The organism is Acinetobacter pengchengensis, assembly GCF_982235305.1.
On the sequence record NZ_CEVATJ010000001.1, the window covers coordinates 785,278 to 801,126 of the forward strand.

Below are 15,849 nucleotides of genomic sequence, written 5' to 3' on the forward strand. Positions count from 1 at the left end.
GATATCATGGGCGCGATTAACCCTAAAGAAGATTATACAAATATTCCACACCAATTCTTTGACGCAGTCATCGTTGGTGGTGGTGGTTCAGGTATGCGTGCATCTTATCAACTTGCTCAAGCGGGTTTGAAAGTTGCGGTATTAACCAAAGTATTCCCTACACGTTCACACACTGTTGCAGCGCAGGGTGGTATTGGTGCATCTCTTGGTAACATGCAAGAAGATAACTGGCACTACCACTTTTATGACACGGTAAAAGGTTCTGACTGGTTGGGCGATCAAGACGCGATTGAATTTATGACGCGTGAAGCGCCACAAGTGGTTTATGAATTAGAACACTTGGGTATGCCATTTGACCGTAACGCAGACGGTACAATTTACCAACGTCCATTCGGTGGTCACTCTGCAAACTACGGTGAAAAAGCTGTGCCACGTGCGTGTGCTGCAGCTGACCGTACTGGTCACGCACTTCTTCATACGCTTTATCAAAGCAACGTGAAGATGGGTACTCAATTCTTCGTAGAATGGATCGCTCTTGATTTGATTCGTAACGAAGCTGGTGATGTACTAGGTGTAACCGCAATTGACCAAGAAACAGGTAAAATTGCAGTATTCCAAGCGAAAGCGACATTGTTTGCCACAGGTGGTGCAGGTCGTGTTTACCGTGCATCTACAAACGCGTATATCAACACAGGTGACGGTCTTGGTATGGCTGCGCGTGCGGGTATTCCATTGCAAGATATGGAATTCTGGCAGTTCCACCCAACAGGTGTTGCGGGCGCGGGCGTATTGTTAACGGAAGGTTGTCGTGGTGAGGGTGGTATCCTTCGTAACGATTCAGGCGAACCGTTCATGGAGCGTTATGCACCAACTTTGAAAGACTTGGCGCCACGTGACTTCGTATCACGTTCTATGGACCAAGAAATTAAAGAAGGTCGTGGTTGTGGTCCAAATAAAGACTACATCTTGCTTGATATGACGCACTTAGGTGCAGATACAATCATGAAGCGTCTTCCATCTGTATTTGAGATTGGTAAGAAATTCGCGAACGTTGATTGTACTAAAGAGCCAATTCCTGTTGTACCTACAATCCATTACCAGATGGGTGGTATTCCAACCAATATTCATGGTCAAGTGGTTGTTCCAGAAAGCCGTGAAACTCAAGAGTTGGTTGCGAACTACAACGCAGAAACTGATACATATACAACTAATGCGGGCGACCGTGATTTTGCTAAACCAGTAAAAGGTTTCTATGCAATTGGTGAGTGTTCATGTGTGTCTGTACACGGTGCTAACCGTTTAGGTACAAACTCATTGCTTGACTTGGTTGTATTTGGTAAAGCTGCTGGTCAACACATCATCGAGTATGTGACTAAGCAACACGATGGTGAGTACGAACCACTTCCAACAACTGTTCTTGAAAACACTTTGAATCGTATTCGTAAACTTGACGAATCAACTTCAGGTGAAAACGCTCAAGAAGTTGCTGATGCAATTCGTAACATCGTTCAAGACCACGCAGGTGTATTCCGTACTTCAGCATTGCTTGATGAAGGTGTGAAACAAATTCTTGCGCTTGAACCACGTGTTCGTAACATTCATTTGAAAGATAAATCTAAAGTGTTCAACACTGCACGTGTAGAAGCATTAGAAGTTGAAAACTTGTATGAAGTTGCTAAAGCGACACTGATCTCAGCTGCTGCCCGTAAAGAATGTCGTGGTGCGCATACTGTTGTAGACTTTGAGTTACCACCAGATCACCCAACTTATTCTTATGGTCGTCGTGATGATGAGTGGATGAAGCATACTTTATGGTTCTCTACAGATAACCGTCTTGAGTACAAACCAGTACGTTACAAGCCGCTTACTGTAGCTGCTATTCCACCTAAACCACGTACATTCTAATTAGGAGAAGTAAGATGAGTAGAGGTACTCGTACATTTAATATCTACCGCTACGATCCTGATAAGGATAAAGCACCGTACATGCAAACTTTTAAACTTGAATTGACTGATAAGCATCGTATGTTGCTTGATGCACTTCTTGAGTTGAAAGTACAAGATGAATCTTTGACTTTCCGTCGTTCATGTCGGGAAGGTATTTGTGGTTCTGATGGTGTAAACATCAATGGTAAAAACGGTTTAGCATGTCTTTGGAACCTAAACGATTTACCAGAAGTGATTACTATTCGCCCACTTCCAGGTCTTCCTGTAATTAAAGACTTAGTTGTTGATATGAATCAGTTCTATGATCAGTACAATAAGATTCATCCGTTCTTGATCAACAACCAACCTGCACCGCCAAAAGAGCGTTTACAATCTCAAGAAGATCGTGAACATCTTGATGGTTTGTATGAATGTATTCTTTGTGCATGTTGTTCTACATCTTGCCCATCATTCTGGTGGAACCCGGACAAGTTTTTGGGTCCTTCAGCATTGTTGAATGCATACCGTTTCATTATCGATTCGCGTGATACTGCAACTCAAGAGCGTTTGGCTCGTCTTGACGACCCATTCTCTTTGTTCCGTTGTAAAGGTATCATGAACTGTGTATCTGTATGCCCTAAAGGCTTGAACCCAACTAAAGCAATCGGTCATATCCGTAATATGCTTTTAGATATGGCTGGCTAATAGACTGCGTGATCTCAGTTGAGAAAAGCACACCTAAGGGTGTGCTTTTTTTGTGCTACAATTACTGTAAAAGTCGTGTGATACGTAACTTGTTTTTGATGGGTGCGAAAATGAAAAATATTGCATACAAAATTGTGGTTAAAAAATGAGTATTCGATATTTTTAAGTATAGCTGTTGGATAAATAGACAAAAACGGCATTTAGCCGACTAAAGTTGCACACAATTGTAATCCAGTGCTGCTATTTTGTTGTAATGCATGGGTAAATGCCAAGATTAGCTGCAATATTTATTTATAGATGTTATCATATAACGTGTAAGTGAGAGGGCAGATTGAGAGATGTGCTCTCTTTTCTTTTATCTAAAATAGTGGTGTTGGACTTTGGTCTAAATTGCATCTGTTTTTTAAATAAAGCACCATATGTTAGATGAAAATAGAATCAATGTATTTCGCCAATTTATAGGAGGTATGTGTCAAAAAAATCAATTGCATTTCTGAGATCATGTTACGATTAATAAATGAATACATTTGAAAAATGTTGAATTTTTGTACATTTTATCAACATTTTAAGTGCAAATGATGTGTTATTAAATCAGGACTATCGCAGAAAAGTCGTATTAGAAAAGCTAAGACTGAGCACTTATTTTTTCTAAAACGATTTTGCAAAAAATTGCTCGGCTTAGGTCGAGTATATATGTGAGTGATGATGCCAGTGAGGGCGTTATGATTCATAAATGACATTGGGTTTTCCTAATGTAGTGATAACGCCTCATGACTTATGTCGATTGGGGACTAATGTCATGTTACCAATTTGACATTATCAATCATGGGTTTGCTTAAAAAGCATCCTGGAAAATGTTTTTGCAATAGGAAATGGGTCCACAAATGCAAGAAGTTGCTGACGCACTGCGTCTTGACACTGAACTTTCCGCTGATAGTGCAGCGTATATTGAAGAACTTTACGAGCATTATTTAACGTCACCGGAATCAGTCGGTGCTGATTGGCGCGAATATTTCGATAAATTCCCGAAGGGTGATCAACCACACAGTAATGTACGTGAGCAATTCCTTTTATTAGGTCGTAATTCTAATCGCGTTCAAGCCATTGTTCAGAGTTCAGTGAGTTCTGAACATGAACAACGTCAAATTGGCGTGTTGCAACTGATTGCTGCTTACCGTAACCGTGGTCACCAAAAAGCAAAATTAGATCCACTAGGTTTGGCAAAACGTGAAGACGTGCCTGATCTTGACCTTGCTGCGCATGGCTTAACTAAGTCCGATTTAGATACTGTTTTCCGTACAGGTAATTTAGAAATTGGTAAATCTGAAGCCACATTGGGCGAAATGGTTGATGCCATGGAGGCGATCTACTGCGGTTCAATTGGTTCAGAATACATGCACATTGTTGATACCAAAGAAAAACGCTGGATTCAACAACGCTTAGAACGTGCGCGTGGTAAGTTTGCATTTACTGCAGATCAAAAGAAACACGTTCTTGAGCGCTTAACAGCAGCTGAAGGTCTAGAAAAATTTTTAGGCAATAAATACGTTGGTGCAAAACGATTTGGTGTAGAGGGCGGTGAATCATTTATCCCGATGGTCAATGAAATCATTCAACGTGCGGGTACTGTTGGATGTAAAGAAGTCGTGATTGGGATGCCACACCGTGGTCGTTTGAACCTACTTGTGAACATCATGGGTAAAAACCCAGCAGACTTGTTTGGTGAGTTCGAAGGTAAGAGCTTGCACAAAAAAGGTTCTGGGGACGTAAAATATCACCAAGGTTTCTCATCGAACGTGATGACTCCGGGTGGTGAAGTGCACTTGGCACTTGCGTTTAACCCATCGCACTTAGAAATTGTTGGACCTGTGGTTGAGGGTTCTGTACGTGCACGTCAAGTACGTCGTAAAGACATTGGTGGTGATGATGTATTGCCATTAATCGTACACGGTGATGCAGCATTTGCAGGTCAAGGTGTTAACCAAGAAACCTTCCAAATGTCACAAACTCGCGGTTATACCGTAGGTGGTACAGTTCACATTGTGATTAACAACCAAGTTGGTTTCACAACATCTGACCCACGTGACGCACGTTCTACTGAATACTGTACTGACATTGCAAAAATGATTCAGGCGCCAATTTTCCATGTGAATGGCGATGATCCTGAAGCGGTGATTTTTGTATCTCAATTGGCACACGATTTCCGTCATACATTCCGTAAAGACGTTGTAATTGATTTGTTCTGCTACCGTCGTCGTGGTCACAACGAAGCGGATGAGCCAGCAGCAACTCAGCCAATGATGTATCAAGTGATCAACAAAAAGCCTACTACACGTACTTTGTATGCTGACCAATTGGTGCAAGAAGGTGTGTTGGATCGCGCAGCAGCAGATCAAATGATCGAAGATTACCGTACAGATTTAGAAGCGGGTAATCACGTTGCGAATGCATTGGTGCTTGAGCCAAATACCAAAATGTTTGTAGATTGGTCGCCATACTTGGGTCACGACTATACAGACGATTGGGATACAACTTTCCCAATCGAGCGTTTGAAAGAACTTGGTCAAACCATGCGTAAACTTCCAGAAGGTTTCGTGCTGCAGCGCCAAGTTGCTAAAGTGATTGATGATCGCTTGAAAATGCAAACAGGTGAAATGCCACTAAACTGGGGTGCAGCTGAAACTTTGGCATACGCAACTTTGTTGGATGAGGGTTACCTTGTGCGTTTGACTGGTGAAGACGTTGGTCGTGGTACTTTCTCACACCGTCATGCAAAACTGCATAACCAAGTCGATGGTAAAACTTATATTCCACTTTGCCACATTAAAGAGAACCAACCACGTGTTGCAATCTATGACTCTTTATTGTCTGAAATGGCAGTATTGGCATTTGAATATGGTTATGCGACAACGCTTCCAAAGAGCTTGATTATTTGGGAAGCACAATTTGGTGACTTCGCAAACTGTGCTCAAGTGGTAATCGACCAGTTCATTTCATCTGGCGAAACCAAGTGGGAGCGTGTGTGTGGTTTAACAATGCTTCTTCCTCACGGTTATGAAGGTCAAGGTCCTGAGCATTCATCTGCACGTTTAGAGCGTTTCTTACAGCTTTGTGCGGAAGAGAACATGCAAGTGATGACACCAACAACACCTGCACAGATTTTCCACGCTTTACGTCGTCAGGCAATTCGTCCAATCCGTAAGCCAATGATCATCATGTCGCCGAAGTCTTTACTTCGTCACAAGTTAGCCGTGTCTAACCTTGATGAGCTTGCAACTGGTACATTCCAGACTGTGATTGATGAAATTGACAACATCAACAAAGCAGACGTGACTCGTTTGGTATTGTGTGGTGGTAAAGTGTATTACGACTTGCTTGAAAAGCGTCGTGAATTAGAATTGAACAATACTGCAATTGTTCGTATTGAACAGTTGTATCCATACCCAGAACAACGTCTTGCAGAAGTTCTTGCTTCTTATCCAAACGTAAAAGAGCTTGTTTGGACTCAAGAAGAACCGAAGAACCAAGGTGCTTGGTTATTCATCGCGCCACGCTTATATGATGACGTAATGAAAACTGGTAAACAGATTCGCATTAGTTATGCGGGTCGTGAAGCATCTGCAGCACCAGCGTGTGGTTCACCATATTTGCATGCAAAACAACAAGCTCAGCTCATTAATGACGCGCTTGCGATCGTAGCTGAATAACAGGAGATTCGAAATAATGGCAACCGAAATTAAAGCACCGGTATTTCCAGAGTCAGTTGCAGACGGTACGATTGCAACTTGGCACAAACAGCCAGGTGAAGCAGTTTCACGTGATGAAGTGATCTGTGATATTGAAACCGATAAAGTTGTTTTGGAAGTAGTCGCTCCTGCGGATGGCACCATCGCTGCAATTATTAAAAATGAAGGCGATACTGTTCTTTCAGACGAAGTAATTGCTCAATTTGAAGCTGGTGCTGTATCTGGCGCTACTCAAACTCAAGCTGTTCAGTCTGAAGGTCAAGTAGAGCAAGCTGCAGCGAAAACTGAAGCGGGCGCTGCGCCAGTTGTTGAGCGTGCACAACCTGTTGCTGACCAAGCACCGGCAGTACGTAAAGCATTGACTGAAACAGGTATCAATGCTGCAGACGTATCTGGTACAGGTCGTGGTGGTCGTATCACTAAAGAAGATGTTGCAAATCATCAAGCTAAACCTGCTGCTGCAGCTGCGCCATTAAGCGTTGCGGTAGGCGAGCGTATCGAGAAACGTGTTCCTATGACGCGTTTACGTAAGCGCGTGGCAGAGCGTTTACTTGCAGCGACTCAAGAAACTGCAATGTTGACAACATTCAATGAAGTGAACATGAAGCCAATCATGGAAATGCGTGCACAATACAAAGACGCATTTGAAAAACGTCATGGTGCACGTTTAGGCTTTATGTCTTTCTTCGTGAAAGCTGCAACTGAAGCATTGAAACGCTACCCAGCAGTAAACGCTTCTATTGATGGCGAAGACATCGTGTATCACGGTTACTACGATATCGGTGTTGCAGTTTCTTCTGACCGTGGTTTAGTGGTTCCTGTATTACGTGATACAGACCGCATGAACTATGCTGAAGTAGAAAATGGTATTCGTGACTATGCTTACAAAGCACGTGACGGTAAGCTTGGTATTGAAGATATGACTGGCGGTACATTCACCATTACTAACGGTGGTACTTTCGGTTCATTGTTATCTACACCAATTCTAAACACGCCACAAACTGCAATCTTGGGCATGCACAAAATCCAAGAGCGTCCTATGGCGGTAAATGGTCAAGTTGAAATCTTGCCAATGATGTACTTAGCGCTTTCTTATGACCACCGTTTAATTGATGGTAAAGAAGCTGTAGGTTTCCTTGTAACAATCAAAGAATTGTTAGAAGAGCCAGCTAAACTCATCCTTGACCTTTAATTCTAAAGAATAAATCAGTGGGCTCGGAGCGATCCTCTAAGCCCATTTTTGGAGATAAAAATGTCTCAACAATTTGATCTTGTTGTTATTGGCGGTGGCCCAGGTGGTTATGAAGCGGCAATTCGTGCGGCTCAACTTGGCTTTAAAGTTGCGTGTATCGAAAAACGTATTCACAAAGGTAAACCATCTTTGGGTGGTACATGCTTAAACGTGGGTTGTATCCCATCTAAAGCATTACTAGATTCTTCACATCGTTATGAAGATACTGTTAAGCATTTAGATGACCACGGTATTACAACGGGTGAAGTTGCTTTCGATTTGTCTAAAATGCTAGCGCGTAAAGACAAAGTCGTTGAGCAATTGACTGGTGGTGTTGCGCAATTACTTAAAGGTAATGGCATCGAATGGTTACAAGGTACTGGTAAACTACTTGCTGGTAAAAAAGTTGAATTCGTTTCTCATGAAGGCGAAACTCAGGTTTTAGAGCCTAAATATGTGATTCTTGCGACTGGTTCGGTTCCTGTAAGTATTCCTGTTGCTCCTGTAGATCAAGACATTATTGTTGATTCTACTGGTGCATTAGAATTCCCTGAAGTGCCTAAGCGTTTAGGTGTGATTGGTGCAGGCGTAATTGGTCTTGAACTTGGTTCAGTATGGCGTCGTTTAGGTGCAGAAGTTGTTGTATTTGAAGCAATGGATGCATTCTTACCAATGGCTGACAAAGCTTTGGCGAAAGACTACCAAAAACTCTTGACTAAGCAAGGCATGGATATCCGTATCGGTGCGAAAGTTTCAGGTACTGATGTTAATGGTCGTGAAGTGACTGTTAAATATACCCAAGGCGGTGAAGACAAAGAACAAACTTTCGATAAATTGATCGTTTGTGTAGGTCGTCGTGCTTATGCTGAAGGTTTATTGGCAGATGATTGCGGTATTAAACTGACTGAACGTGGCTTAGTTGAAGTAAACGATTGGTGTGCAACTTCTGTTGAAGGTGTATATGCAATTGGTGACTTGGTACGTGGTCCAATGCTTGCACACAAAGCAATGGAAGAAGGCGTAATGGCTGTTGAGCGTATTCACGGTCATGCTGCACAAGTTAACTACGACACAATCATCTCAGTCATCTACACACACCCTGAAGCGGCGTGGGTTGGTTTAACTGAAGAGCAAGCCAAAGAAAAAGGCCACGAAGTGAAAACTGGTCAATTCGGTTTCGCGGTAAATGGTCGTGCTTTAGCTGCAGGCGAAGGTGCTGGTTTTGTGAAGTTTGTTGCAGATGCAAAAACAGATCGTTTATTGGGTATGCACGTGATTGGACCTGCTGCGTCTGATATCGTTCACCAAGGTATGATTGCACTTGAGTTTGTATCTTCAGTTGAAGATTTACAATTAATGACATTTGGTCACCCAACCTTCTCTGAAGTGGTGCATGAAGCCGCTTTAGCTGTAGATGGGCGTGCGATTCACGCGATTCAGCGTAAACGTAAATAACACTAAAAAGAGCGGCTTAGGCCGCTCTTTTTACATTTGATGGTTGTATTTATGGGAATAATCATCTAAAAGTAAAGAGCATAGGAAAAACACCACACAAGGAAAGCAATATTAAAACTTCGGTTTGATATTGATGGTGATAACTGAATAAAAGAAGTAGTAAAAGGTTAGTCAATGAATCTACATGAGTATCAAGCAAAAGCGCTATTAAAAAAATATGGTATGCCAGTGCAAGAAGGCATTTTGGCCACTACAGCCGTAGAAGCCGTGCAAGCTTTCGAGCAACTCGGCGGTAAATTTGCGGTGATGAAAGCTCAGGTACATGCAGGTGGTCGCGGTAAAGCGGGCGGCGTGAAGGTCGTAAAATCTGCACAAGAAGCAGCAGATTATGCTAACCAAATTCTTGGAACACGCTTGGTCACCTATCAAACCGATGCCTATGGTCAGCCTGTAAACAGTATTTTAGTGGCTGAAGATGTTTATCCTGTAGAGCGTGAACTGTATTTGGGTGCAGTGGTGGATCGTTCTAGCCGTCGCGTCACTTTTATGGCATCTACCGAAGGTGGTGTGGATATTGAGAAAGTGGCGGAAGAAACCCCAGAAAAAATTATTAAAGTAGAAGTTGATCCTTTAGTGGGTTTGTTGCCATTTCAGGCACGTGAAGTGGCCTTTGCATTAAAACTTAAAGATAGTCAAATCACGCAGTTTGTGAAGATTATGACAGCGGCTTATCAGGCATTTATCGATAATGATTTTGCCTTATTTGAAATTAATCCATTGTCTGTACGTGAAAATGGCGACATTTTATGTGTGGATGCCAAAGTCGGTATTGATTCTAATGCGCTGTATCGTTTGCCTGAAGTCTTGGCACTGCGCGATAAAACACAAGAAAATGAACGTGAATTGCGTGCATCCGAATTTGACCTGAACTATGTTGCTTTAGAAGGCAATATCGGTTGTATGGTGAATGGCGCAGGTCTAGCAATGGCGACTATGGATATTATTAAACTCTATGGCGGTCAGCCTGCAAACTTCTTAGATGTAGGTGGTGGTGCAACCAAAGAACGCGTGATTGAAGCCTTTAAAATTATTTTGGCAGATCACTCGGTTAAAGGCGTACTGATTAATATTTTTGGTGGAATTGTACGTTGTGACATGATTGCGGAAGCAATTATTGCAGCGGTTCAGGAAGTAAATGTGACGGTACCTGTGGTGGTTCGCCTAGAAGGGAACAACTCAGAACTCGGTGCAAAATTACTAGATGAATCAGGCTTAAAACTTATTTCTGCTAATGGCTTATCTGATGCCGCAGAAAAAATTGTTGCTGCAGTGAAAGCTTAAGGAGAATCAGGATGAGCGTATTAATTAATAAAAACACCAAAGTATTGGTACAAGGTTTCACTGGTAAAAATGGTACTTTTCACTCAGCACAAGCACTTGATTATGGAACCAAAGTGGTGGGTGGGGTAACGCCAGGAAAAGGTGGTCAAACTCACTTGGAATTACCCGTATTTAATACCATGAAAGAAGCAGTACGTGAAACAGGTGCAGATGCATCGGTGATTTATGTACCTGCACCGTTTGTTTTAGATTCGATTGTAGAAGCAGTTGATTCTGGCGTGGGTTTGATTGTGGTGATTACAGAAGGTGTACCCACCATCGACATGCTTAAAGCTAAGCGTTATTTAGAAACCAATGGCAATGGTACACGTTTGGTGGGTCCAAACTGCCCAGGTGTGATTACACCAGGTGAATGCAAAATTGGCATCATGCCAGGGCATATTCATCAACCAGGACGAATTGGCATTATTTCACGCTCAGGTACTTTGACCTATGAAGCTGTGGCACAAACCACCAAGTTGGGCTTAGGACAATCGACTTGTATCGGGATTGGTGGCGACCCAATTCCAGGTATGAACCAAATTGATGCTTTAAAATTATTCCAAGACGACCCAGACACCGATGCGATTATTATGATTGGTGAAATTGGTGGTACGGCAGAAGAAGAAGCGGCGGAATATATACAGTCGAATGTCAATAAACCTGTGGTGGGATATATTGCTGGAGTGACAGCACCTAAAGGTAAGCGTATGGGACATGCGGGTGCAATTATTTCAGGCGGTAAAGGCACTGCGGAAGAAAAATTTGCAGCTTTTGAACGTGCTGGAATTGCTTATACGCGTAGCCCTGCAGAATTGGGTTCTACTATGTGGCAAGTATTAAAAGATCAAGGTTTGCTTAAATAAGTCAAATCTTGAAGAGCTTGATTTTATTCAGCACTCAATCCCCAATATTGGGGATTTTTTATGCTGAAAAATTAGCCAGAATTGAGAGATAAAGTATATAATATGTGTTGATTCGGTATAAATTATGTAAGTGTCTTGCATTTTGTCCAAAGTGTTGCTATCAAAGATAGGCATAATATTGCGAAATATTTCACATTAATTACATTTTATGTGCGGAGTAGCGCGTGTTAACAAGAAGAAAGAAATTTTCAATCTATTATGTGTCTGCATTATCTTGCATGTCACTGTTTCCAACGGTTTATGCACAAGAGAGTGTGGATCAACTGCGTGAACAAAGCGTTGTTGCAATACGTTCAGGGCAAATTGATGCTGGCTTTCAGCAACTTGAGTCCTTGCTGCAGCAATATCCACAAAATCAAAAGCTTTTAGCAGATTATATTGTGATAGCTTATAGTCACAATAAAATTGGTCTGCATCAGTTGCCATATTTGAACGCTATTCAGGCAGCGCAATTTCCTGAATATGGACAAGTCAGCGCGATTAAAACTTTGCGTGATTTAAAACAATATCCCGCTGCTTTAGCATTGGTGCAACAATTTCAACAGGTGAAACCTGCTGACTCTTGGCAAGTTTGGCGTGCAGTATTGCATGTTGAATCAGGTCAAATTGAACAAGCACGTCAAGATGTAAAAAGCATCCATGCAGCGACGCTAAGTGCAGATTATTTAGCACAATTGTCTTATGTTTATAGACTATTAGAAATGCCTGTAGAGGCGCTAAAAGCTGCTGAGGCATCTTTAGCACAGCAGGTGACAGGCAATGCGCAGGAACAATATGTATTGGCTCTATTGTTGAATGCAGATCAGGCACGTGCTGAAGCCTATATGCAAACCCATCATTTAGATCAGCCAAACTTGATTTTTGCGGCAAAATTACAAGACTTTTCACAAAGAATTCTCGATGCGGTGCAATTTTATAAATCTGCCAGTTATCGGAATGAAGGTGAGTATGCTTTTCGGCTTTTAGATTCAGTTCTAGCCGACATGCAAGCTTATATCCCTCAGTTGACAGATCAGCCCGATTTGCAACGTCGCTTTTATTATGAATATCTCTATGCTTTAAACCAGCGTAATCGTGCAAAAGATGTGATTGCAACTTTGCCTCAGGTCGATGTGCAACCGCTAGATATGCCTGCTTATGTACGTCATGCCATTGCCGATGCATATTTGAAACTGCAACAACCTGCTAAGGCTGAACCGCTGTATTTGAGTTTGTTTAAAGAAAAGAATTATGTCGATTATTCGGTATACGCAGGTTTGTATTATGCCTATATCGAGCAGGAAAAATTTAAACAGGCCAATCAGCTGATTCAAGAGATGGATAAAACGCTGCCGACCTTTAGTTATAGTGATGCCAAAGGTGTAGAGCGAACCACACATTCAGATCGCTTGGAATATTTGAGTTTGAAAGGTTTGAATTATGCCTATCGAAATCAACATGCCAAGGCCGAGCAGTATTTTCAAAATTTGGTTGAACACGCACCGAGCAATGTCGCTTTCCAAAATAATTTAGCACTCATTCAACGTTGGCGTGAAAAACCTTTAGATGCCGAACATACGGTATCTCAATGGAACGGCATGACGCCAATTAGCCAAACCACGCAAATCAATCAGATGCAAAATGCACAGACTTTGGGTGATATTGAGCGTTGGCGTGCTATCAATCAGTATTTATATCAAACTGTACCTGATGATACTGCGGTGCAACGTAGCCGCAAAGAGTTGAATGATCGGGAACATTTTTCGATTCAGCATTCAAGTACTTGGTCGGAAAGTAAGTCTGATCAACAACTTTTAAATCAGCTTAAAGGCAGCAATGAACAGAATCATTGGACGCGTCTTAATAGTCCGTGGATGAATGATCATTATCGTCTGTTTGCCGATCATACTTACCGCTGGTCAAAATACCAAGAAGGGAAAATAGATGATCAGCGGGTCGGTTTAGGTTTAGAGTGGAACAAGCAACGTAAAGCAGCCAGTATTTTGTTGTCCAATAGCGTAGACGATAGCCGTTTTGGCGTTGAACTCGATTGGACGCATGCCTTAAATGATCATTGGCAATATCGTCTTAATTTCAATACGCAGGCAGATATTCCCTTACAAGCCATTCGGGATGGTTACGAGGGCGAATCTTATTTGGTTGGTTTGAACTGGCAACAAAATGAATCACGCAAAGCGGGCTTGCAATACCAATTGACAGATATTGATGATGGCAATACACGCCACGAAACGTCGGCATTTTTTAGCCAGCGAATTTATTCAGCTCCGCATCATTTAACCACAGCAACCGTTGCAGGTTATTACGGTCAAAACGATAACATTGCGACCAATTATTTTAACCCTGAACGCAGCCACAGCCTTGAATTACGCTTAGCGCACGATTGGATGACGTGGCGTAATTATGAGCGTCATTTGAATCAGCGTTTTGAAGCGACTGTCGGTACCTATCAACAAAAAGGTTATTCAAATGATCCGATTTATAACTTTTTTTATGGACATGAATGGCAACTTTCCAGAACTTGGAAGTTGAATTATGGAGTGGGGTGGGGAGTACATCCTTACGATGGTGAGGATGAAGAAAAAACCTATGCAGTTTTAGGTTTTGAGGGACGCTTCTAATGAAAAAACAAATCAGTATTTTAAGTGCAATGTGTCTGGCATTGCTCAGTGGTGGCGCAGCTTCGGCATTTGCTAATAGTGCAACACAGCCTCAGCCCGATGCAACTGACACAGCTGCAACCAATATAGACAACCCACAAGCTTATTCGTTTGTCACCCTGACTTTTCACGATGTCCGTGATGATGTCAAAAAAAGAGGTGATCGTGATGTGTATGCGGTGAGCACTAAAAATTTTGCCCAATTTTTAGCGTGGATTAAGACAAATGGCTGGCAGCCAATTCGTTTAGAAGATGTATGGCAAGCGCGTCAGTTTAAAAAACCGTTGCCTGAAAAAGCCGTATTAATTACGGTAGATGATGGTGCGCTCAGCAGCTATACCAAAATTTTTCCATTGCTCAAGTTGTACCAAGTGCCTGCGGTTTTTGCCATTCCAACCAGTTGGATTAACGGTAATACCCAAGCTGCCTATGAAGCTTATGGTTCTGGGAACTTAATGAATTGGGATCAGATGCGTGAAATTCAGCGTTCGGGTTTGGTCGAGTTTGTATCGCACAGTGACAACTTGCACTATGGTATTTTGTCGAATCCGCAACAAAATAAGCAGCCTGCAGCAATTGCACGTTTGTATGATGAAAAAACCAAAAGCTATGAAAGCGATGCAGCGTATAAGCAACGTATTTTGACAGATTTAAAACGCTCTAAACAGGTGTTGGAAAAAGAATTAGGTGTAGAAAGCCGTGCTATTTTCTGGCCTTACGGTGCAGCGAGTAAAGAAACCGAAGATATTGCAGTTCAAGCTGGTTTTCCAATGTCATTCAGCTTAGGTAGTGTTTTGACCCTCGCTGATGCGGAAAAGACCTATCAACGCGCCTTGATTATGGATAACCCAACGCCAGAAGTGATTCATGAAGGCATGCGTGAATTTTTAACTTATACCCGTGCGCCGTATAAGCAACGCAAAAGTATTTTACGTTATGACTTGGCCGATATGGCTGCTGTAAGTTATGACCAAGCCGATCAAAAACTGGGGCAGCTTTTAAATCAGGTCAATGCACTTAAAACCAATACCTTGTTATTAAAAGTGGTAGCAGACAGCAATGCCGATGGTAAGGTGGATGTTGCGTATTTTCCAAACCGCCAACTGAAAATGCAGCAGGATTTACTCAACCGTACCGTGTGGCAAGCACGCACACGGGTTGGGCATCGCGTATATGCCGAGTTACCGCTCAGTTTGCAAACCCAACAGGGCTATAGCTTGGCAGACTTCACTACAGATTTGGTGAAAAATAATAGCTCGATTGAAGGTTTAATGTTAGATACAGGCTCTAGTCTGAATTGTGCTTTGGCGCAAGAGAAATGGACAGCAGAATGCCAAGCCGCTGTGCAGCAGATTATCGACATTAAAAACCAGACTAAAAAAGCGGCTAAATATTACACCAATATCAGTAACAACTACCAAACAGCTTTAAAAGTAGATGGTAACCAAACCTCATTTAAAGGCTTAAAACAAGTGGTTCAGCTGATTCCAGATCATGCCGATTTTATCTATATCAGCATTGATCCTGTTCAAGCTGCATCGCATTTTTCAGACCTCAAACATGCAATTGCGCATTTGAATGAACAAGAAAGACAGCATTTGATGGTGACTTTTGAAGTGAATCCTCAAGCGACTGCGCATCAATGGCAGCATTATCAAAATGCTTATGCTGCGCTCAGACAGTTGTCTATACAGAAATTAGGAGTAGAAAATTACCATTTGAATATGGGAGAGCAGGTTCATCAACACCTTTATGCGCCGCTCAGTTTAAACGAAAGCCCTTTGGAATATCGCGACCTATTCCAGACCAGAACAGGACGTTGAT

Annotated in this window: 9 protein-coding genes; all 9 read left to right on the top strand. The window is 42.2% G+C overall.

Translation table 11 applies throughout. The annotated features are described in order from the left end of the window. Window positions 1–6 precede the first annotated feature (6 nt). The 9 genes from AC0T5Z_RS03870 (at window position 7) to pgaB (ending at window position 15,848) form a co-directional block, all read left to right on the top strand. Window positions 7–1,905, top strand: a complete 1,899-nt coding sequence (locus tag AC0T5Z_RS03870; RefSeq protein WP_435337598.1) for an FAD-binding protein — start codon at window positions 7–9, stop codon at window positions 1,903–1,905. Window positions 1,906–1,919: 14 nt separating this feature from the next. Next, window positions 1,920–2,630 carry a succinate dehydrogenase iron-sulfur subunit gene (locus AC0T5Z_RS03875; protein WP_026438061.1) on the top strand — a complete coding sequence of 237 codons (711 nt, stop codon included), beginning with the start codon at window positions 1,920–1,922 and terminating at the stop codon, window positions 2,628–2,630. Between the two features lie 884 nt (window positions 2,631–3,514). Beyond that, complete coding sequence (locus AC0T5Z_RS03880) at window positions 3,515–6,337, top strand: 2-oxoglutarate dehydrogenase E1 component (RefSeq protein WP_291334094.1); 2,823 nt, start codon at window positions 3,515–3,517, stop codon at window positions 6,335–6,337. A gap of 16 nt (window positions 6,338–6,353) precedes the next feature. Next, window positions 6,354–7,568 (top strand): 2-oxoglutarate dehydrogenase complex dihydrolipoyllysine-residue succinyltransferase, encoded by a 1,215-nt coding sequence (gene odhB, locus AC0T5Z_RS03885; RefSeq protein ID WP_435337599.1) that lies wholly within the window; start codon window positions 6,354–6,356, stop codon window positions 7,566–7,568. Window positions 7,569–7,628: 60 nt separating this feature from the next. Then, entirely contained in the window at window positions 7,629–9,062 is a 1,434-nt protein-coding gene (gene lpdA, locus AC0T5Z_RS03890; protein WP_279739325.1) for a dihydrolipoyl dehydrogenase, read from the top strand. A 174-nt stretch (window positions 9,063–9,236) separates the two neighbouring features. Further along, entirely contained in the window at window positions 9,237–10,403 is a 1,167-nt protein-coding gene (gene sucC, locus AC0T5Z_RS03895) for an ADP-forming succinate--CoA ligase subunit beta (protein WP_291334068.1), read from the top strand. A gap of 11 nt (window positions 10,404–10,414) precedes the next feature. After that, window positions 10,415–11,308 carry a succinate--CoA ligase subunit alpha gene (sucD, locus tag AC0T5Z_RS03900; RefSeq protein ID WP_291334070.1) on the top strand — a complete coding sequence of 298 codons (894 nt, stop codon included), beginning with the start codon at window positions 10,415–10,417 and terminating at the stop codon, window positions 11,306–11,308. A gap of 278 nt (window positions 11,309–11,586) precedes the next feature. Continuing rightward, the gene (gene pgaA, locus AC0T5Z_RS03905) at window positions 11,587–13,986 is read left to right on the top strand and encodes a poly-beta-1,6 N-acetyl-D-glucosamine export porin PgaA (RefSeq protein ID WP_435337600.1); all 2,400 of its coding nucleotides are present in this window, start codon (window positions 11,587–11,589) and stop codon (window positions 13,984–13,986) included. Beyond that, entirely contained in the window at window positions 13,986–15,848 is a 1,863-nt protein-coding gene (pgaB, locus tag AC0T5Z_RS03910) for a poly-beta-1,6-N-acetyl-D-glucosamine N-deacetylase PgaB (RefSeq protein ID WP_435337601.1), read from the top strand. The genes pgaA and pgaB overlap by 1 nt, the downstream gene beginning before the upstream one ends. Window position 15,849: the final 1 nt, after the last annotated feature.